21 protein-coding genes are annotated in these 18,515 nt (G+C 71.8%); 8 read left to right on the forward strand and 13 right to left on the reverse strand.

The genetic code is table 11. The annotated features are described in order from the left end of the window. Positions 1-21: 21 nt before the first annotated feature. The gene (locus RKD23_RS26095; protein ID WP_424855883.1) at positions 22-858 is read left to right on the forward strand and encodes an NAD(P)-dependent oxidoreductase; all 837 of its coding nucleotides are present in this window, start codon (positions 22-24) and stop codon (positions 856-858) included. Positions 859-868: 10 nt separating this feature from the next. Beyond that, positions 869-1,270 (forward strand): RidA family protein, encoded by a 402-nt coding sequence (locus tag RKD23_RS26100; protein WP_424855884.1) that lies wholly within the window; start codon positions 869-871, stop codon positions 1,268-1,270. On the opposite strand, the gene RKD23_RS26105 is transcribed toward RKD23_RS26100, so the two are convergent. Both RKD23_RS26105 and RKD23_RS26110 read right to left on the reverse strand, forming a co-directional pair. Continuing rightward, complete coding sequence (locus tag RKD23_RS26105; protein WP_424855885.1) at positions 1,249-2,220, reverse strand: aldose epimerase family protein; 972 nt, start codon at positions 2,218-2,220, stop codon at positions 1,249-1,251. The two genes, RKD23_RS26100 and RKD23_RS26105, sit on opposite strands and share 22 nt — an antisense overlap. Before the next feature lie 10 nt (positions 2,221-2,230). Further along, on the reverse strand, positions 2,231-3,124 hold the full coding sequence (locus tag RKD23_RS26110; protein WP_424855886.1) for an SGNH/GDSL hydrolase family protein: 894 nt from the start codon (positions 3,122-3,124) through the stop codon (positions 2,231-2,233). A gap of 262 nt (positions 3,125-3,386) precedes the next feature. Here RKD23_RS26110 and RKD23_RS26115 point away from each other — a divergent pair, with 262 nt between their 5' ends. Beyond that, positions 3,387-3,881 (forward strand): DUF3145 domain-containing protein, encoded by a 495-nt coding sequence (locus tag RKD23_RS26115; RefSeq protein ID WP_404035021.1) that lies wholly within the window; start codon positions 3,387-3,389, stop codon positions 3,879-3,881. Positions 3,882-3,989: 108 nt separating this feature from the next. Here RKD23_RS26115 and fabF read toward each other — a convergent pair whose 3' ends face one another. From fabF to RKD23_RS26140, 5 genes are all read right to left on the reverse strand, one after another. Then, a complete protein-coding gene (gene fabF / locus RKD23_RS26120) occupies positions 3,990-5,261 on the reverse strand; it encodes a beta-ketoacyl-ACP synthase II (protein ID WP_424855887.1) in 1,272 nt (423 codons plus the stop codon). An 84-nt stretch (positions 5,262-5,345) separates the two neighbouring features. After that, on the reverse strand, positions 5,346-5,594 hold the full coding sequence (locus tag RKD23_RS26125; RefSeq protein ID WP_404035017.1) for an acyl carrier protein: 249 nt from the start codon (positions 5,592-5,594) through the stop codon (positions 5,346-5,348). 61 nt (positions 5,595-5,655) lie between these two features. Then, positions 5,656-6,657: a ketoacyl-ACP synthase III gene (locus tag RKD23_RS26130; RefSeq protein WP_404035015.1), complete on the reverse strand. Its 1,002-nt coding sequence runs from the start codon at positions 6,655-6,657 to the stop codon at positions 5,656-5,658. A gap of 25 nt (positions 6,658-6,682) precedes the next feature. After that, a complete protein-coding gene (locus RKD23_RS26135; RefSeq protein ID WP_424855888.1) occupies positions 6,683-7,594 on the reverse strand; it encodes an ACP S-malonyltransferase in 912 nt (303 codons plus the stop codon). A gap of 89 nt (positions 7,595-7,683) precedes the next feature. Beyond that, a complete protein-coding gene (locus RKD23_RS26140; protein ID WP_424855889.1) occupies positions 7,684-8,889 on the reverse strand; it encodes a PucR family transcriptional regulator in 1,206 nt (401 codons plus the stop codon). A gap of 62 nt (positions 8,890-8,951) precedes the next feature. On the opposite strand from RKD23_RS26140, the gene RKD23_RS26145 reads away from it, so the two are divergent. Continuing rightward, positions 8,952-9,620: a pirin family protein gene (locus tag RKD23_RS26145; RefSeq protein ID WP_424855890.1), complete on the forward strand. Its 669-nt coding sequence runs from the start codon at positions 8,952-8,954 to the stop codon at positions 9,618-9,620. A gap of 163 nt (positions 9,621-9,783) precedes the next feature. Here RKD23_RS26145 and RKD23_RS26150 read toward each other — a convergent pair whose 3' ends face one another. Beyond that, positions 9,784-10,605, reverse strand: coding sequence for a serine hydrolase domain-containing protein (locus tag RKD23_RS26150; RefSeq protein WP_424855891.1), 822 nt, complete (start codon positions 10,603-10,605; stop codon positions 9,784-9,786). Positions 10,606-10,624: 19 nt separating this feature from the next. Continuing rightward, the gene (locus tag RKD23_RS26155; protein WP_424855892.1) at positions 10,625-11,098 is read right to left on the reverse strand and encodes a GNAT family N-acetyltransferase; all 474 of its coding nucleotides are present in this window, start codon (positions 11,096-11,098) and stop codon (positions 10,625-10,627) included. Between the two features lie 95 nt (positions 11,099-11,193). Between RKD23_RS26155 and RKD23_RS26160 the strand changes: the two genes are divergently transcribed. Beyond that, positions 11,194-11,682 (forward strand): MerR family transcriptional regulator, encoded by a 489-nt coding sequence (locus RKD23_RS26160; RefSeq protein WP_424855893.1) that lies wholly within the window; start codon positions 11,194-11,196, stop codon positions 11,680-11,682. Further along, complete coding sequence (locus tag RKD23_RS26165; protein WP_424855894.1) at positions 11,679-12,692, forward strand: aldo/keto reductase; 1,014 nt, start codon at positions 11,679-11,681, stop codon at positions 12,690-12,692. The genes RKD23_RS26160 and RKD23_RS26165 overlap by 4 nt, the downstream gene beginning before the upstream one ends. Before the next feature lie 3 nt (positions 12,693-12,695). Here the strand turns inward: RKD23_RS26165 and RKD23_RS26170 are convergent, their stop codons facing one another. The 3 genes from RKD23_RS26170 to RKD23_RS26180 all read right to left on the reverse strand — a co-directional run bounded on the left by RKD23_RS26170 (position 12,696) and on the right by RKD23_RS26180 (position 15,530). Next, on the reverse strand, positions 12,696-13,547 hold the full coding sequence (locus tag RKD23_RS26170) for a DUF4429 domain-containing protein (RefSeq protein ID WP_424858334.1): 852 nt from the start codon (positions 13,545-13,547) through the stop codon (positions 12,696-12,698). Between the two features lie 57 nt (positions 13,548-13,604). After that, positions 13,605-14,822 (reverse strand): alpha/beta hydrolase, encoded by a 1,218-nt coding sequence (locus RKD23_RS26175; RefSeq protein WP_424855895.1) that lies wholly within the window; start codon positions 14,820-14,822, stop codon positions 13,605-13,607. An 81-nt stretch (positions 14,823-14,903) separates the two neighbouring features. Beyond that, the gene (locus RKD23_RS26180) at positions 14,904-15,530 is read right to left on the reverse strand and encodes a TetR family transcriptional regulator (protein ID WP_424855896.1); all 627 of its coding nucleotides are present in this window, start codon (positions 15,528-15,530) and stop codon (positions 14,904-14,906) included. A 66-nt stretch (positions 15,531-15,596) separates the two neighbouring features. Here RKD23_RS26180 and RKD23_RS26185 point away from each other — a divergent pair, with 66 nt between their 5' ends. Continuing rightward, complete coding sequence (locus tag RKD23_RS26185; protein ID WP_424855897.1) at positions 15,597-17,216, forward strand: MFS transporter; 1,620 nt, start codon at positions 15,597-15,599, stop codon at positions 17,214-17,216. A 207-nt stretch (positions 17,217-17,423) separates the two neighbouring features. After that, the gene (locus RKD23_RS26190) at positions 17,424-17,702 is read left to right on the forward strand and encodes a small hydrophobic protein (protein ID WP_424855898.1); all 279 of its coding nucleotides are present in this window, start codon (positions 17,424-17,426) and stop codon (positions 17,700-17,702) included. Positions 17,703-17,748: 46 nt separating this feature from the next. Here the strand turns inward: RKD23_RS26190 and RKD23_RS26195 are convergent, their stop codons facing one another. After that, positions 17,749-18,510, reverse strand: a complete 762-nt coding sequence (locus RKD23_RS26195) for a potassium channel family protein (protein ID WP_424855899.1) — start codon at positions 18,508-18,510, stop codon at positions 17,749-17,751. Positions 18,511-18,515: the final 5 nt, after the last annotated feature.

Here is an 18,515-nt window from a genome sequence, read left to right on the forward strand (position 1 = left end):
CCCCCGGCCTAGCGTCGGGGCATGGAGAAGATCGCCTTTCTGGGGCTCGGCCACATGGGCGCCCCGATGGCCCGCCGACTGCTGCGCGCGGGCCACCCCCTGACCGTCTGGAACCGTACGGCGGCGAAGGCCGACCCGCTGGTCGCCGAGGGCGCGCTGCGCGCCGGCACGCCCGCCGAGGCCGTCCGGGACGCGGACGTGGTCATCACGATGCTCGCCGGCCCCGACGCCCTCGACGCCGTCGCCACCGAGGCGGCCCCCGTCCTGCGGCCGGGCGTCCGCTGGCTGGAGATGTCCAGCGTCGGCCCGGACGCCGTGCGGGAACTCGCCGCCCGGCTCGGGGACGGCACGAGGGTGGTCGACGCCCCGGTCATGGGCAGCACCGACAAGGCGGCCACGGGCGAACTCGGCATCCTGGCCAGCGGAGACGTGGATTCCGTCGCCGGCATCCTTGCCCACCTGGGCACGGTCACCCGCACCGGCGGCCCCGGCTCGGGCGCCGCCCTCAAACTCGCCGTCAACACGGGGGTGATCGGCGGGGTCGCCCTGGTCGCGGAGTCCCTCCGGCTGGCCGACGCGCTCGGCGTCGACCCCGCCACCTCCCGGGCCGCCCTCGCCGCCGGACCGCTGGGCGGTGTCGTCGCCCGCGCCTTCGCCGAAGGGGTGCACTTCGGCACCGGGCTCGCCGTCAAGGACCTGGACCTCGCGGTGAAGGCGGCCGAACTGCCGGTCGTGGCGGCCGTGCTGGAGCGCCTGCGGAGCGCGGCGGAGGCCGATCCCGCACTCGCCGACGCGGACATCGCAGAGGCCGCGGCACACCTGCGTACCGCCGGCAGCAGCCCCCGTACCGCCGACTGAAGGAGCACCCGTGCAGGTCACCCTGGACAACCCCGAGAACGCCCCCGAGCCGCTCAGCCCCTACTACTCCCAGGTCGCCCGGGTCGCGCACGCCGACGGCAGCGCGCTGCTGTTCGTGTCGGGGCAGATCGCGGAGGGCGCCACCCTCGCCGAGCAGAGCGAGGGCGTCTTCCGGACCCTGGACGCCCTGCTCAAGGCGCACGGCGCGACCCTGGCGGACATCATCAACATCCGCACCTACCTCACCGACATCTCCCGGCTGGACGAGTACGGCCAGGTGCGCCGCCGCCATCTCACCGGCACCCCGCCCACCAGCATGACCTTCGAGGTGCCCAAGCTGTTCCGGCCCGAGGCGCAGATCGAGGTGGAGGTGGTGGCGGCGGTCCCGGCTCAGCGCACCCCGAACCCGTAGACCGTCTCCGAGCGGAACACCTCGCCCGGCCGCAGGACCGTGCTCGGGAACTCCGGCCGGTTGGGGGAGTCGGGGAAGTGCTGGGTCTCCAGCGCGATGCCGTCGCCCGGCGCGAACGGGCCGGAGAGGTGGTCGGCGGTGTACAGCTGGAGGCCCGGCTCGGTCGTCGACACGGTCAGCACCCGCCCGGACGCCGGGTCGTGCAGCTCGGCGACCTCGACCGGCCCGTCCGTGACGCCCTTGTCCAGCACGAAGTTGTGGTCGTAGCCCGAGCCGGTCGCGCGGGCCGTACGGAAGTCGAAGCGGGTGCCGGTGACGTCCGCGAACTCGCCGGTCGGGATCAGGTCGGCGTCGACCGGCGTGAACCGGGAAGCGGCGATCCGCAGTTCATGGCCGCCCGCGGGACCGGAGCCGGACAGGTTGAAGTAGCTGTGGTTCGTCACGTTCACCACCGTCGGCGCGTCCGTCACCGCCTCGTACGCGATCCGCAGCGCACCCGACTCCAGGAGCGTGTACGTCGCCGACAGCTCCAGGCGGCCCGGGAAGCCCTCCTCGCCGTGCGGGCTGACCCGGGCGAGGCGGACGCCGTGCTCGACGGGCGTCATGTCCCACACCCGCTTGTCGAAGCCGTGCCCGCCGCCGTGCAGCGAGTTGGGGCCGTCGTTCCGCTCCAGCGGGTACGTCACCCCGTCCAGCGCGAAGCGGGCGCCCGCGATCCGGTTGGCGTACCGGCCCACCAGAGCGCCGAAGTACGGCCCCTGGTGCGCCAGATAGCCGTCCAGGTCCTTGAACCCCAGCACCACGTCCGCGCGGAGCCCCTCGCGGTCCGGGAACTCGACGGACTGGACGATTCCGCCGTAGGACAGCACCCGCACCCGGACCCCCGCGCGCTCCAGGGTGCAGCGGCGCACGGGGGTGCCGTCGGAAAGTGTTGCGAACTGTTCGATCATGCCGGAAACCCTAAGTCAGGTCTCCTTCGCGGGTGACCGTCCGGTAGGCGATCTCCGCCAGCCGCGCCTGACCGTCGACGCTCGGATGGAACCAGTCCCAGTGGCTGAGCTGGTCGGTGCCGAACCGGTACGCGTACACCGCGCCCCCGTCGAAACGGCAGCGCTCGTCGCGCGCGCACACCTCGCGCAGCACCTTGTTGTAGTCCTCCACCCGCTTCTGCACCGTCGCCCGGCGCAGGTTCGCCGCCGCGTCCAGCGCGTCCGCGTCGTCCAGCATCGACGGGCATATCCCGAGCTTCCACACCTGCTTGCCCAGCAGGTTCGTCCGGCCCTGCGACCACAGCCGCTTCAGGTCCGGCACGCTCGACACATACACCTGCGCCTTGGGCAGGGCGCCGCGCAGGGTCCGCATCGCCTCCTCGAAGGAGGTCCTGAACGCGGCCACCGACGTCATCTCGTCCGCGGAGTCCCGGCAGGCGTCGTTGGCCCCCGCCATCACCGTGACCAACTCCGGGGAACGGGCCACCGCCCGGGCCATCTGGCCCGGCACGTCCGCCATCCGCGCCCCGGTCCGCGCGTAGTTCCAACTCCGCTCCGCCGCCCGCGCACGCCCCAGCAGGCGTACGGCGAGACTGTCGACGTCCTCGCGGCTGCCGGTCGCCCACGACGCCTCCGGGCAGTCCGTCAGAATGCCGCACGCGTCGAAGCCGCGGGTGATCGAGTCGCCCACCGCCACGATCGACTCCGGGCTGCGGTCCCACACCGGCGTCGGCGACGGCTTCACCCCCCGCGTCCCGCTCGGCGCCGGCGACTCACCGCCCACCGCATCACACCCGGCGACTCCCACCACAGTCGCCGCCACGGCGGCCACAACAGCCGCTAAGACATGGTTTCGCTTCCGCATCCCGGTGATCCCCTCGGTCGACCGACACGGCCTCGTCCCCACAGAACTCCTCACCAAGACAACGCGCGGGAGTTCCCGGATGCGCGCGCCGTGATCGTCCGCCCACGTACAGGCGTCCTGCCGAGTGAATGGTGTGTGTTTCCGGGCACCGGGACCGACGGTACGTCACCCTCCTTGCCCCGCCGCACGGTAGCCTCGCCATCAGCGTGGCTGCCCGCCACCACCGCTCGGCCCGCCTGTCCCGCTCTGCCCGGAGGTCCCGGTGACGACACGTGGAGTTCTGTACGTGCACTCCGCTCCGCGCGCGCTGTGCCCGCACGTCGAGTGGGCCGTCGCCGGGGTGCTGGGCACCCGCGTCAACCTCGACTGGATCCGGCAGCCCGCCGCGCCCGGCACCTGGCGCTCGGAGTTCTCCTGGCAGGGCGAGGTCGGCACCGCCTCCAAACTGGCCTCGGCACTGCGCGGCTGGCACCTGCTGCGCTTCGAGGTGACCGCCGAACCCTGCCCCACCGCCGAGGGCGAGCGCTACAGCTGCACCCCCGACCTCGGCATCTTCCACGCCGTCACCGGCATCCACGGCGACATCCTCGTCCCCGAGGACCGCCTGCGCGCCGCCCTCCTGCGCAGCCAGCGCGGCGAGACCGACCTGGAGGCCGAACTCTCCAAGCTCCTGGGCAAGCCCTGGGACGACGAACTGGAACCGTTCAGATACGCGGGAGAGGGAGCCCCGGTCCGCTGGTTGCACCAAGTGGTCTGACCCAAAGGGGCGCGGGGAACTGCGCGAGAAGCGACCACGGCCCGGCACCCGGCAACGAAACGGCCCGGACCCCACCACGGAGTCCGGGCCACTTTCGATCCGACGGCGTCACACGGTACGGAACGCAAGAACCACGTTGTGACCACCGAAGCCGAACGAGTCGTTCAGCGCGGCGATGCGGCCCTCCACGGGCAGCTTGCGGGCCTCGCCCCGGACGACGTCGGCGTTCGCCTCGGCCTCCGGGTCCAGGTTCTCGATGTTGATGGTCGGCGGGGCGACCCGGTGGTACAGGGCGAGCACGGTCGCGACCGACTCCACACCACCGGCGCCACCGAGCAGATGCCCCGTCATCGACTTCGTCGCGCTGACCGCGAAGTGGTCCGCGTCGTCGCCGAAGACCTTCCGCAGCGCCTTCAGTTCCGCGATGTCACCGGCCGGCGTCGACGTGGCGTGCGCGTTGACGTGCACGATCTCCGCGGGGTCCAGGTCGGTGTTGTCCAGCAGGCTCTGCAGCGCGTGCGAGATGCCGCGGCCCTCGGGCTCGGGCTGCACGATGTCGTGGGCGTCGGCGGAGATGCCCTGCCCGACCGCCTCGGCGTACACCCGGGCACCGCGCTTGGCGGCGTGCTCCGCGGACTCCAGGACGATCACGCCGGCGCCCTCGCCGAGGACGAAGCCGTCGCGGGCCACGTCGTAGGGACGCGAGGCGCCCTGCGGGTCGTCGTTGTTCTTGGACATCGCCATCATGTTGCCGAACGCGGCGATGGGCAGCGGGTGGATCGCCGCCTCCGTGCCACCCGCGACGACGACGTCGGCGCGGCCGGTGCGGATCATCTCGATGGCGTAGCCGATCGCCTCGGCGCCGGACGCACACGCGGAGACCGGCGTGTGCACACCCGCGCGGGCGCCCACGGCCAGACCGACGTTCGCCGACGGGCCGTTCGGCATGAGCATGGGGACGGTGTGCGGGGAGACGCGGCGGACGCCCTTCTCCTTGAGCACGTCGTACTGGTCGAGGAGCGTCGTCACGCCGCCGATGCCGGAGGCGATGACCGCGCCGAGGCGGTCGGGGTCGACGGAGGTGTCCTCGCCGGCCTTGCCGGTGAACCCGGCGTCCTTCCACGCCTCCTGCGCCGCGACCAGCGCGAACTGCGCGGAGCGGTCGAGACGGCGGGCCTGCGGCCGGGGAATGACCTCGGTGGGCTCCACGGCGACCGGAGCGGCGATCCTGACGGCCTGCTCGGCCGCCCACTCCTGCTCCAGGGGCTTGACGCCGGACTTGCCGGCGACCAGGCCCTCCCAGGTAGAGGCTGCGTCGCCACCCAGCGGTGTGGTTGCGCCGATACCGGTGACGACCACGGTGCGATTGGTCGGGCTCACGGGAATTCTTTCTCCAAGTAATGGGGATTCAGCGGCGCCACCGCCGGGTGGCGGGGCAGTCAGCCCAGGGGGTTGATCGGTGGATCAGGCCTGGTGCTTGAGGATGTAGTCGGTCGCGTCACCGACGGTCTTCAGGTTCTTGACGTCGTCGTCCGGGATCTTGACGTCGAAGCGCTCTTCGGCGGCGACGACGACCTCGACCATGGACAGCGAGTCGACGTCCAGGTCGTCGGTGAACGACTTGCCCAGCTCGACGTCCTCGACCGGGATGCCGGCGATCTCGTTCACGATCTCGGCGAGACCGGCGACGATCTCTTCCTGAGTGGCGGCCATGTCGGCGCTCCTTCGTAGATGTTTCTCAAGGGGTGTGGCAGTTCGCCTGGTGGCAGTGTGCCTAGGGGAGGGTAACGACCGTCGCGGCGTACACGAGACCCGCCCCGAAGCCGATGACGAGCGCGGTGTCGCCGCTCTTCGCCTCCCCGGTCGCCAGAAGCCGCTCCATCGCGAGCGGGATCGAGGCGGCCGAGGTGTTGCCGGTGGTGCGAACGTCACGGGCGACCGTGACGGACTCCGGCAGTTTGAGGGTCTTCACCATCGAGTCGATGATCCGCTCGTTGGCCTGGTGCGGGATGAAGACGTCCAGTTCGTCGGGCGAGATCCCGGCGGCGTCCAGCGCCTCCTTGGCGACCTTCGCCATCTCGAAGACGGCCCAGCGGAAGACGGCCTGGCCCTCCTGCGTGATGGCCGGGAACTTCTCGACGGTGCCGTCGCGGTAGTCCGTCCACGGCACGGTCTGCTTGATGGTCTCGGACTTGTCGCCCTCGCTGCCCCAGACCGTGGGGCCGATCGCGGGCACGTCCGAGGGGCCGACGACGACCGCGCCGGCGCCGTCGCCGAACAGGAAGGCCGTCGCGCGGTCCTCCAGGTCGGTCAGATCGCTCAGCCGCTCCACGCCGATGACCAGGACGTACTCCGCCGAACCCTCGACGATCATGCCCTTGGCGAGGGTGAGGCCGTAGCCGAAGCCCGCGCAGCCGGCCGAGATGTCGAAGGCGGCGGCCTTCGCCGTGCCGAGCTTGTCGGCGATCTCGGTGGCGACGGCCGGGGTCTGCTTGAAGTGCGAGACGGTGGAGACGACCACCGCGCCGATCTTCTCGGCGTCGATGCCGGCGTCGGCGAGCGCCTTGCCGGACGCCTCCACCGACATCGCGGCGACGGTCTCCTGGTCGTTCGCCCAGTGCCGGGTCTGGATGCCGGAACGCGAACGGATCCACTCGTCGGAGGAGTCGATCGTCTCGAGGATCACCTCGTTGGGGACGACCCGCGTCGGGCGGTAGCCGCCCACACCCAGGATGCGCGCGTACGGGGCACCCTTGGCGGGCTTGATCTTCGACATGTCCGTTCGGCTCCTTCTGGGGACGTCAGCTGTGCGCGGCGATGAGCTCGCGGGCCGCGTCGAGGTCGGCAGGGGTCTTCAGCGCCAGCGTCTGCACGCCCGGCAGGGCCCGCTTGGCCAGACCGGTGAGCGTACCGCCGGGGCACACCTCGATCAGCGCCGTGACCCCGAGCTCCTTGAAGGTCTCCATGCACAGGTCCCAGCGGACCGGGTTGGCGACCTGGCCGACCAGGCGGGTCAGCACCTCGGCGCCGGAGGCGACGGTCCGACCGTCCTTGTTGGAGACGTAAGGAATCTTCGGGTCGGTCGGGTCCAGCTCCTCGGCGGCCTTGGCGAGGGCCTCGACCGCGGGCGCCATGTGGTGCGTGTGGAACGCGCCGGCGACCTTCAGCGGAACGACCTTGCGGACGCCCTCGGGCTTGTCCTCGGCCAGCGCGGCGAGCTGCTCCAGCGTGCCCGCGGCGACGATCTGGCCGGCGCCGTTGACGTTCGCCGGGGTCAGGCCCAGCTTCTCCAGGTGCGCGACGGACACCTCGGGGTCACCGCCGAGCAGCGCCGACATGCCGGTCTCGGTGACCGCGGCGGCCTCGGCCATGGCCAGGCCCCGCTTGCGCACCAGGGTGAGCGCGGCGGTGTCGTCCAGGACGCCCGAGAAGGCGGCGGCGGTGATCTCACCGACGCTGTGGCCCGCGACGGCGCCCGGGGCGATGTCACCGAGTGCCGCGGCGGACAGCAGACCGGCCGCGACGAGCAGCGGCTGCGCCACGGCCGTGTCGCGGATCTCGTCCGCGTCGGCCTGCGTGCCGTAGTGGGTGAGGTCCAGCCCTATGGCGTCCGACCATGCGGCCAGCCGGTCGGCGGCGCCGGGCAGTTCGAGCCAGGGGGACAGGAAGCCGGGCGTCTGAGCGCCCTGGCCGGGAGCGACGAGTACGAACACTCTCACACTCTCTCTTGTCGAAGGGCATGCCCGCCCGTGGGGACTAGGACGAAGAACGCGAGGGGGATTTGTAGCTCCCCGACAAAACGCTAGGAAGGAAGATCACCGTCGGCGAGACGCCCCAGGATCAGCGCGATCCGCAGCGTGAACGCGGAGCGTACATCCGATGGCGACCATCCGGTGACGTCAGTCACACGTCGAAGCCGGTAGCGCACGGTGTTGGGATGCACGAACAGCATCCGCGCGGCCCCCTCCAGGCTGCTCGCCTGTTCCAGGTAGACGCTCAAGGTCTCCAGGAGCGCCGATCCGGCCTCCTCCAGCGGTCTGTAGATCTCCTCCACCAACTGCTCGCGGGCGCTCGGGTCTCCGGCCATCGCGCGCTCCGGCAGCAGATCGTCCGCCAGCACCGGCCGCGGCGCGTCCTGCCAGGCGGAACACGCCTTCAGTCCGGCAGCAGCGGCCTGCGCGGACCGGGTGGCGGCCTGCAGGTCGGGCACCACCGGGCCGGCGACGACGGGGCCTGCCGCATAGGGGCCGATCAGCGACTTGGCCACGGCCAGCGGGTTGTCGCTGCCGCCCGCGATGACGACCAGCCGGTTGCCCAGGACGCCGGTGAGGACCTGGAGCTTGGCGTGCCGGGCCGCGCGCCGGATGGCCTCCACGGTCAGCTCGGAGTCGCCGTCGGGTGCCGTGCCCAGCACCACGCAGACGTGCTCCGGCGAGTTCCAGCCGAGCGCCGCGGCCCGGGAGACGGCGCCCTCGTCGGCCTCGCCGCTGAGCACGGCGTTCACCACCAGCGACTCCAGGCGGGCGTCCCAGGCACCGCGTGCCTCGGCGGCCTGCGCGTAGACCTGGGCGGTGGCGAAGGCGATCTCGCGGGCGTACACCAGCAGCGCCTCGCGCAGCACGCTCTCGTCGCCGGGCGCGGCCACCTCCTCGATCGCGCTCTCCATGACCTCGATGGTGGTGCGCACCATCTCCACGGTCTGCCGCAGCGTGATGGCCCGGGTCAGTTCGCGCGGGGCGGTGCCGAAGACATCGGTGGAGATCGCCTGCGGGGCCTCCGGGTGCCGGAACCACTCGGTGAAGGCGGCGATGCCCGCCTGGGCGACCAGCCCGATCCAGGAACGGTTCTCCGGGGGCATCGCCCGGTACCACGGCAGCGTCTCGTCCATCCGCGCGATGGCCTGGGCGGCGAGGGAGCCGGAGGACTTCTCCAGCCGCTTCAGCGTCGCCGCGTGCGGATGGACGGGGCGCGCTGCGGCTCGGTCGGTACGGGCTTCGGGTTCGGGCACGGGGACAAGACTGCCTTATCCGGACGGGAGGATGCGCTACGGGGTCTACGGTGGGGCCTGTGATGGACGTACGGCGCGCCGCAGAGCGCTACCGCGGCGGGGAGCCGGAGGCCGGGATCGAGTCCTGGCACGCCTTCTCCTTCGGCCCGCACTACGACCCCGACAACCTCCGCTTCGGTGCGCTGATCGCCTGCAACGAGGAGCGGCTCGCCCCCGGCGCCGGCTTCGACGAGCATCCCCACAGCCACACCGAGCTGGTCACCTGGGTCGTCGAGGGCGAGCTGACGCACCGCGACTCCACCGGCCACGAGAGCAGGGTGCGCCCCGGCGACGTCCAGCGCCTCAGCTCGGCGGCCGGGGTGCGGCACGTCGAGCGCAACGACGGGGACACCCCGCTGACCTTCGTACAGATGTGGCTGGCGCCCCGCGACCCCGGCGGCGACCCGGTGTACGAGATCGTGCACGGCATCGCCGACTCCACGCCGTACGCCGTCCCCGAGGCGGGCGCGATGCTGCACGTGCGGCGGCTGACGGCGGGGGAGCGGACCGCGGTGCCGGACGCGGCGTACGTCTACGTCCATGTCGTACGCGGCGAAGTGCGGCTCGGCGACGTCGACTTGGGGCCGGGCGACGCGGTGCGCGGCACGGAGACGCGGGACCTGGAGCTGGTCGCGGGGGCCGGCGGTGCGGAGGTCCTCGTGTGGGAGATGGCGGCCGATTCGAACGGGTGACCGTCACTCGAACGCTGTCACTGGCGGTGGGTGACCGGTCACGCGCTGTTCGGCTTGCGCCGAGGACGCCGACTGCGGCACCGGCCTCACCACGCTGCACTCGCGCGGCTGAGCGTGACAAGCCCGAGGGCGAGCCTGGACGCCCGCCCGGAGCAGGCCGCGGCTACGGGCGCAGCTCCGCCAGCACGGCGTCGGTGAACCCCGGCCACGCCTCCACCGCCCAGGGCCCGAACGCCCGGTCCGTCAGCGCGACACAGGCCACGCCAGCCTCCGGGTCGATCCACAGGAACGTGCCCGACTGGCCGAAGTGGCCGAAGGTGCGCGGCGAGGAGGAGGCCCCCGTCCAGTGCGGCGACTTGCCGTCGCGGATCTCGAAGCCGAGGCCCCAGTCGTTGGGGTTCTGGTGCCCGTAGCCCGGGAGCACGCCCTTGGTGCCCGGGTACTGCACGGTCATCGCGTCCGCGACCGTGCGCGGGTCCAGCAGCCGCGGTGCCTGCACCTCGGCGGCGAACCGCAGCAGGTCCTCCACCGTCGACACGCCGTCCTTGGCGGGCGAGCCCTCCAGCGACGTGCCCGTCATCCCGAGCGGCTCCAGCACCGCCTGGCGCAGGTACTCGGCGAACGGGATGTCCGTCGCCTTGGCGACATGGTCGCCGAGCTGCTCGAACCCGGCGTTGGAGTACAGCCGCCGCTCGCCCGGCGCGGACATCACCCGGTGCTCGTCGAAGGCCAGCCCCGAGGTGTGCGCCAGCAGATGCCGGACCGTCGCACCGGCGGGCCCGGCCGGCTCGTCCAGCTCGATGGCGCCCTCCTCGTAGGCGACGAGCACGGCGTACGCCGCGAGCGGCTTGGTGACCGACGCCAGCGGGAACGGCCGCCCGGCCGGGCCGTGCGTCCCCACGACCGTGCCGTCGGCGCGGACCACACCCGCCGCGGCGGTGGGGACGGGCCAGTTCTCGATCAGCGCGAGGCTCTTCAACGACATGCCGTCGAGCCTATGCGTCTCACAGCCGCAACCGCATCGAGGGGTCCGGCTTGCGGACGAAGCCCAGGGACGCGTACAGCGGCTCCGCCTCGGCGGACGCGTTCAGGTCGACCTGGACGGCGCCGCGCTCGCGGAACCAGGCCAGCAGTTCCTCCATGCACGCGCGCGCGTACCCGCGGCGCCGGGCGTCCGGGTCGGTGGCGACGCTGAAGACGTACCCAACTCGCCCGTGCGGATTGTCCGCCCGCCCGATCCGGTACTCGATCGTCCCCGCCACCAGCGCGGCCAGCGCCCCCGGCCGCTCCGGGTGCTCCACGACGAACGCCGCGAAGTCCCCGTCGGGCTCCGCGAGACGCGCCCGCAGCGTCGGCAGGGACGCGGAGTGCCAGCCGTCGTCGCCGGACACCCCCGTGAACACGGAGTCGATCATCACCTGACGCAGCCGCAGCACTTCGGCGGCGTCCCCGGGCTCAGCACGTCGTACGAGACTCATGACGGCAAGCTAACGGTGAAGATCACGCCAAGTCCCGCTGTTTACCGTCGGTTCTCGCTTGCTTGGAGTCCACTCCAAGGCCATAGCGTGGGGGCATGACGGTGATGCAGACCACGGCCGTGACCACCGAAGGAGCCCCGCGGACCCCGGCGGACATCTGTACCGCCCCACCCCGACGGCACCCCCGCCCGGACGGCGAGGACCGCTACACCATCAGCGAGGTCGCCGCCTTCACCGGTCTCACCGCGCACACCCTGCGCTGGTACGAGCGGATCGGCCTGATGTCCCACATCGACCGCTCGCACACCGGCCAGCGCCGCTACACCAACCGCGACCTGGACTGGCTCGACCTCGTCGGAAAGCTGCGGCTGACCGGCATGCCGGTCGCCGACATGGTGCGGTACGCCGAGCTGGTGCGCGAGGGCGAGTCCACCTACGACGAGCGGCGCGAGCTGCTGGAGTCCACCCGCAGGGACGTGCTGGCGCGGATCGCCGAACTGCACGACACCCTCGCCGTGCTGGACCGCAAGATCAGTGTGTACGGCGGCGCCGACCGCGCCCGCGAAACGGAGACGAACCGATGAACGACACCAGGATCCCCACCGCCCGCCTCGGCGCCGACGGTCCCGAGGCGGGTGTGCAGGGCCTGGGCTGCATGGGCATGAGCTTCGCCTACGGCCCCTCCGACGCGCAGGAGTCCCGCGCGACCCTGGAGCGGGCCCTCGAACTGGGCGTCACCCTCTACGACACGGCGGACGCCTACGGCGCGGGCGACAACGAGCGCTTCCTGGCGCCCTTCTTCGCCGCCCACCGCGACGAGGTGCTCATCGCCACCAAGTTCGCCCTGTCCATCCCCGAGGACGACCCCACCCGCCGGATCATCCGCAACGACGCGCCCTACATCCGCCAGGCCGTCGAGGCGAGCCTCAAGCGCCTCGACGTCGAGGTGATCGACCTCTACTACATGCACCGGCGGGACGTGAACGTCCCCATCGAGGAGACCGTCGCCACCATGGCCGACCTGGTCCGCGAGGGCAAGGTCAAGCAGCTCGGCCTCAGCGAGGTCACCGCCGACGAGCTGCGCGCCGCCCACGCCGTCCACCCCATCGCGGCCGTGCAGTCGGAGTGGTCCCTGTTCAGCCGGGACATCGAGGCCAAGGTCGTGCCCGCGGCCGGCGAACTCGGCGTCACCCTCGTCCCGTACTCCCCGCTCGGCCGGGGCTTCCTCACCGGCTCCTTCGCCCGCGCCGAGGACCTCACCGCCGACGACTTCCGCCGCCATCAGCCCCGCTTCACCGGCGACAACGCCACGGCCAACGCCGCCCTGCTGGAGCCGGTGCGCGAGGTCGCCGCGAAGCACTCCGCCTCCCTGGGGCAGATCGCCCTGGCCTGGGTCCAGCAGCAGGCCCGGGTCCACGGCCTGCCCGTGATCCCGATCCCGGGCACCCGCAGGCCGACCCGGGTGGAGGAGAACGTGGCGGCCGTCGCCATCACTCTGGACGAGGAGGACCTAAACCTCCTGGACCCGATCGCGGCCCAGGTGGCCGGCGACCGGTACGCCGACATGCGCCACGCGTCCGCCGGCCGGGAGTGACCTTCAGAGCTCCGCCAGCAACTCCGCCTTCTTCACGGAGAACTCCTCGTCCGTGACGAGTCCCGCCTGGTGCAGCTCTCCCAGATGCCGAATCCTGTCCGCGATGTCGGCCGGGTCCCTCCGGGGCACGGCCGACACCGCGGCGCCCGGCCCCTTCCCCCGTACGGCGGCCAGCACGGCCGCGGCGAACGGCAGCGACTCGTGCACCGGGCCGTACCCGAGCCCGAACACCACGGCGGCCGGGTCCTGGTCCGCCTGCGTCGGCTGGGCGTCCCCGGTCAGCAGCCGCAGATGCCCCTCGAAGACCTCCGGCGAACGCCACTCGACCCCGCTGAGCTCGTCGACGGCGAAGCTCTGGTCCCCGGCCTTCCACTTCGCCGACGACGCCCCGGTCCAGAACCACCGGAAGTGCACGTGGGACCCGTCGAAGGACGCCTTCGCGTCGTACGCCTTGAACCGCAGCGGCACCTCGGGCGCCGTCACCAGGAACCGGTCGGCGGGCTCGGGGTCGCCCTTGAGGCTCGCCCGCAGCTCGTCGGCGTAGTACTCGGCGAGCACCTCGCGCTCGGCCGGCAGCACCAGCCGATAGGGGTCGCTGTGCTCCTTCAGCTGCCCGGCGGCAGCCTCCAGGAGCGGATCCGCGCCCGGCCGCAGCTCGGCGCGCAGCACCACGGTCCCCCGCCGTCCCGGCGTCAGCGACACCCCCTGCACCGCCTCCAGCGGCACCCGGCGCTCCCGCAGCGCCTGGAACAGCTTGGGTGTCCGAATCCCCCGTTCGTAGCGGATGAGCACGGAGTCGGACTCGAACTCCCAGGCGGCATGAAATCCGGCCAGTACGTCACCCATGCGGCTCATCGTATGCGGCATGAGCTCCTCCGTCCCCTCCCCGCGCAAACCGCAGTTTCTGCGCCTCTACGCGCGTCCCACCGGCGTCGTGGCGGACAAACCCGCCCGGCATGTGCCCAGATCGTCGGCGCAGTCCACCGAGCGGTACGCGCCAGTGCCGATCTCGGCGAAGTTCTGGAGGCTGTCCGTGCCGGGCACGAAGTAGCCCGCGTGTCCCTCGGCGTCGCGTGCCGACAGCACCCGCGCGCCGAACTCGGCGGTCACCGGGTCGGCGCCGTGGCCGAAGCCGCCGAGCTCCAGATGGGGCACGTCCCCGATCCAGTCGTCGGCGTCCCGCATGGCCCACACGCGCGCGGACGTGCCGAGCCCGGAGGCCTTCTCGGCGCGCATCCCGGGGCTGCCGGCCACCGCGATGTCGGCCACCCGTGCGGGCAGCGTGTGCGCGGCCACCCCGCAGACCACGGAGCCGTAGCTGTGGCAGAACAGCGACACCGGCGCCTTGCCGGGCAGGGCCCGCACCAGCGCGTTCAGCCGGACGGCGCCGCCCTCGGCGCGCAGCGCGGTGGCCGCGTCCATGCCGATGCCGCTGGGCGCGGTGTAGTCGGCCCAGGCGATGACGGCCGTCCGCAGGCCGGGGCGGGCCCGGCGCTCGGCGTCGTAGAGGGAGCGGGCCATGCCGACGGGGGCGGAGTGGTAGCGGTAGGTGCGCTGGAAGGTGAGCAGGTCGGTGTCGACGCCGGGCACGACGACGGAGATCCGCTCGGCCTCGGTGAGGTCGCCGAACACCTCGGCGACCCGGCCCGAGCCCTCCGGGTCGAAGGCGAGGATGTGCCGGCCCGGCTCGGCGAGCGACTCCAGGCGGTGCATACGGCGTCCCGCCTGCTGCTGCCCCGCGGGGTTGAGGCGGCTGTCGTGCATCCGGGCCAGCTCGACTCTGCGGGCCTTGCCGAGCGCGACGCGGTTGGCGCGGTAGCGCAGCTCGACGGGGGCGCCGTTCATGTTGCCGACGGCGAGCGGGTAGCGGGCCGCGAGCGTGGCCTGCTGCCGGTCGGTGAGCGTGGCGAAGAAGCGGGCGATGCGGGTGGGGGAGGCGTCCGGGTCGGGCAGCCGGTGGCCGGCGATGCTGCCGTCCTCCCAGGCGGACAGGGAGGCCTGGAGTGCGGTCACCGGGCGGTCGCTGCGCAGCGCGGTCCAGCCGGTGGTCGCCAGCATCACGAACACCACGGCCAGCGCGAGCAGCATGCGCCAGACGTTGAGTTGCGGGGAGGTGTCGAAGGAAGTCACTGGGAGGACACACTAGGAGAACGGGACGGTCTCGCGTGAACCGAGTGACGCAGATCACGTTTGACGAATCGCACAGGGATGTCAGGATGCGCGCCACTTCTCGGCGAGCGCCGGCCCTACGTGGTCGAGATACGCCGCGGTCAGCTCGCGGATCGCCTCCAGGTTGAGGTCCTCCCGGGCGCTCCACTGCCGCTCCGTGACCCGCATCACCGCACCGAACACCGCCACCGCCACCCGCGGCCGCGGGTCGGCGTCCACATCGAGCCCCTCGCGCTCGGCGACCAGCCGCGCGAACCGCTCCTCGGTCTCCGCGGAGCGCCGCAGATGCGCGGCGAGCAGCACCGGCGTCGACTCCACCACCCGGTACATCCGCAGGTACAGATCGACCGGTACGACGGACTCGATGACCTCGCTGATGGTGTCCCAGCCCTCCAGGACGGCCCGGCGCAGCGCCTCCAGCGGCGGCTCGTGCGGCGGACGGGCGCGCACGGCCTCGTAGAAGTGGTCCTCGGTGAGGCGCTGGACCGCGAGGGCGGCGTCCTCCTTGCCCGCGAAGTAGCGGAAGAAGGTGCGCTGCGAGACATCGACCGCCTCGGCGATCTCGTCGACGGTCGTGCGGTCGTAGCCCTGGGTGGTGAACAGCTCGAACGCGGCCCGCACCAGTGCGTCCCGGGTGCGCTGCTTCTTGCGCTCGCGCAGAGTTTCCATAGATGTCAGTTAGTGACGACTGAATTGCTTTGTCAAATGTCAGAGGCTGTCACTAGCCTCGTTCGTATGACTGGTCAGACCACCATCGACAAGACGGGGCCGGGGGACAGGGCACCGCTCACCCCGTCGGACCCGGCCCCCGCCCAGGGCCTGCGCGGGCACCCGTGGTTCACCCTTCTCACCGTCGCCGTCGGCGTGATGATGGTGGCCCTGGACGGGACCATCGTGGCCATCGCCAACCCGGCCATCGGGGCGGACCTGAAGGCGAGCCGCGAGGACCTCCAGTGGATCACCAACGGCTACTTCCTCGCCCTCGCCGTCACCCTGATCACCGCGGGCAAGCTCGGTGACCGCTTCGGACACCGGCAGACCTTCCTGATAGGCGTGGTCGGCTTCGCCGCCGCCTCCGGCGCGATCGGCCTCTCCTCCTCGATCGGCGCGGTCATCGCCTTCCGCGTGCTCCAGGGCCTGTTCGGCGCACTGCTGATGCCGGCCGCGCTCGGCCTGCTGCGTGCCGCCTTCCCGGCCGAGAAGCTCAACATGGCCATCGGCATCTGGGGCATGGTCATCGGCGCCTCCACCGCGGGCGGCCCGGTCCTCGGCGGCGTCCTCGTGGAGAACGTCAGCTGGCAGTCGGTGTTCTTCATCAACGTGCCCGTCGGCGTCCTCGCGCTCGTCCTGGGCGTGCTGATCCTGCTCGACCACCGGGCGGAGAACGCCCCGCGCTCCTTCGACCTGCTGGGCATCGCCCTGCTGTCGGCCGCGATGTTCTGCCTGGTCTGGGCCGTGATCAAGGCCCCCGAGTGGGGCTGGGGCGACGGGCAGACGTGGACGTTCATCGGCGCGTCCATGCTCGGCTTCGCGCTGTTCGCGTTCTGGGAGCTGCGGGTGCGTGAGCCGCTGATCCCGCTGGGCCTGTTCCGCTCGGTCGCGCTGTCCGCCGGTGTGGTCCTCATGGTCCTGATGGCCATCGCGTTCATGGGCGGCCTGTTCTTCGTGACGTTCTACCTCCAGAACGTGCACGGCATGGGCCCCATCGACGCCGGCCTCCACCTGCTGCCCCTCACCGGCATGATGATCGTCGGCTCCCCGCTCGCGGGCGCCCTCATCACCAAGCTCGGCCCGCGGGTGCCGCTCGCGGGCGGCATGGCGGTGACCGCGATCGCCATGTACGGCATGTCCACCCTGGAGGCGGACACCGGCAGCGGCGTGATGTCCATCTGGTTCGCCCTGCTCGGCTTCGGCCTCGCGCCGGTCATGGTCGGCGCCACCGAGGTCATCGTCGGCAACGCCCCGATGGAGCTGTCCGGCGTGGCCGGCGGCCTCCAGCAGGCGGCCATGCAGATCGGCGGCAGCCTCGGCACGGCCGTCCTGGGTGCCGTCATGGCCTCCAAGGTCGACAGCGACCTCGCCGGCAACTGGGCCGACGCGGGCCTGCCCCCGCTCGCTCCCGAGCGGCTCGACCAGGCCTCCGAGGCCGTCCAGCTCGGGGTCGCACCGATCACGCCGGGCACCCCGGAGCCGCTGGTCACCAAGATCACGGACGTCGCCCACGACACCTTCATCTCCGGCATGAGCCTGGCGTCCCTGGTCGCGGCGGGAGTGGCGGGCGTCGCCGTCCTCGTCGCCCTCCTCACCAAGCGGGGCGCGAACGCGGAGGCGGGCGCGGGCGCCGCCCACATCTGACGGCGCCCCACCCGGCGGCATTTCCCCTATCAGGGTGAGAGAGCTAAAGCCCCCTCCTCCTGGGCGGCCGTCGCAGGTGACAGTGGGACACATGCGGCGCGCTGCAGGAGGGGGGCAGCGCGCCGCAAAAGGCGTGAATGAACCGCGCGACGGGGGTACCCGCCCGACATCGGAACCCAACCGACCTGCTGGTCCAGGGAGTTGACGATGGCGAGCTTCGGACATCGAACGCGCGGGTACCCCCGCTCACGCGGCCGGACGTGGCAGCGGACCGGGCCGGACCGCGCGTCGCTCGCCATCACCGGAGCCATCTGCGCCGTGGCCGGCTTCTTCGTCCTGGGAATCCTCCTGGGCCCCACAGCCATAGCCTGCGGCTGGCTCTCCCTGGACCGCACCCGCAGGTCCCCCCGCAAGGTACCGACTCTGATCGCACTGGTCCTGGGAACCATAGACACGCTGCTAGCACTGACGTGGCTTGTCTTTTAGGGGCGCGGGGAACTGCGCGAGAAGCGAAGGCGGCCCGCAGCCGCGACTAAACAGAACCCCGCTCTTCAGTAGGCGCACCCGACCGCGCCCCGGACAACGCGGCAACCTCAGCCCGAAGCGCCCTGACCTCCTCGGTCAGCGCAGCAATAGCCGCGGTCTGCCGCCGTTCCTCCGCATCATCCATCTCGAACCGCGCAATGAACCACGCGGCGATGTTCGCGGTGACCACACCCAGCAACGCGATCCCGGACAGCATCAGCCCCACGGCAAGGACCCGCCCCAGCCCGGTCGTCGGCGCATGATCCCCGTACCCCACGGTCGTCATCGTCGTGAACGACCACCACACCGCGTCACCCAGCGTCCGGATGTTCCCGTCGGGTGCCTCCCGTTCGACGGACAGCACGGCCAGTGAGCCGAACATCAGCAGTCCGACCACCGCACCGGCGACGTACGTCGTCAGCCGGATCTGCGAGGCCATCCGCGCCCGCTTGCCGACCAGCAGCAGCGTCGAGACCACCCGCAGCAGGGCCAGCGGCCGCAGCAACGGCAGGACCACGGCGCACAGATCGAGCCAGTGCCGGCGTATGAACTCCCAGCGCCGGGGCGCCAGCACCAGCCGCACCAGATAGTCGAGGGCGAACGCGCCCCACACCACCCACTCGGTCACCGCGCACACGCGCGTGAGCTTGTGCCCGGCCGAGTAGTCCACGATCGGCACCGCGTAGGCGACCGCGAAGACGACGGCGAGCGCCAGCAAGGGCCGCTGGGTCAACTGCTCCCAACGGCCCTGTGCGGTTTCTTCCTTCATGCACG

It is taken from the genome of Streptomyces sp. SAI-170 (assembly GCF_049739565.1).
Taxonomy (GTDB): domain Bacteria; phylum Actinomycetota; class Actinomycetes; order Streptomycetales; family Streptomycetaceae; genus Streptomyces.

Coding starts and splice junctions, on each gene's coding strand:
- RKD23_RS26095 (WP_424855883.1), top strand. CDS start 22: ATGGAGAAGATCGCCTTTCTGGGGCTCGGCCACATGGGCGCCCCGATG.
- RKD23_RS26105 (WP_424855885.1), bottom strand. CDS start 2,220: ATGATCGAACAGTTCGCAACACTTTCCGACGGCACCCCCGTGCGCCGC.
- RKD23_RS26110 (WP_424855886.1), bottom strand. CDS start 3,124: ATGCGGAAGCGAAACCATGTCTTAGCGGCTGTTGTGGCCGCCGTGGCG.
- RKD23_RS26125 (WP_404035017.1), bottom strand. CDS start 5,594: ATGGCCGCCACTCAGGAAGAGATCGTCGCCGGTCTCGCCGAGATCGTG.
- RKD23_RS26130 (WP_404035015.1), bottom strand. CDS start 6,657: ATGTCGAAGATCAAGCCCGCCAAGGGTGCCCCGTACGCGCGCATCCTG.
- RKD23_RS26145 (WP_424855890.1), top strand. CDS start 8,952: ATGGACGTACGGCGCGCCGCAGAGCGCTACCGCGGCGGGGAGCCGGAG.
- RKD23_RS26150 (WP_424855891.1), bottom strand. CDS start 10,605: ATGTCGTTGAAGAGCCTCGCGCTGATCGAGAACTGGCCCGTCCCCACC.
- RKD23_RS26155 (WP_424855892.1), bottom strand. CDS start 11,098: ATGAGTCTCGTACGACGTGCTGAGCCCGGGGACGCCGCCGAAGTGCTG.
- RKD23_RS26160 (WP_424855893.1), top strand. CDS start 11,194: ATGACGGTGATGCAGACCACGGCCGTGACCACCGAAGGAGCCCCGCGG.
- RKD23_RS26165 (WP_424855894.1), top strand. CDS start 11,679: ATGAACGACACCAGGATCCCCACCGCCCGCCTCGGCGCCGACGGTCCC.
- RKD23_RS26170 (WP_424858334.1), bottom strand. CDS start 13,547: ATGAGCCGCATGGGTGACGTACTGGCCGGATTTCATGCCGCCTGGGAG.
- RKD23_RS26180 (WP_424855896.1), bottom strand. CDS start 15,530: ATGGAAACTCTGCGCGAGCGCAAGAAGCAGCGCACCCGGGACGCACTG.
- RKD23_RS26185 (WP_424855897.1), top strand. CDS start 15,597: ATGACTGGTCAGACCACCATCGACAAGACGGGGCCGGGGGACAGGGCA.
- RKD23_RS26190 (WP_424855898.1), top strand. CDS start 17,424: ATGGCGAGCTTCGGACATCGAACGCGCGGGTACCCCCGCTCACGCGGC.
- RKD23_RS26195 (WP_424855899.1), bottom strand. CDS start 18,510: ATGAAGGAAGAAACCGCACAGGGCCGTTGGGAGCAGTTGACCCAGCGG.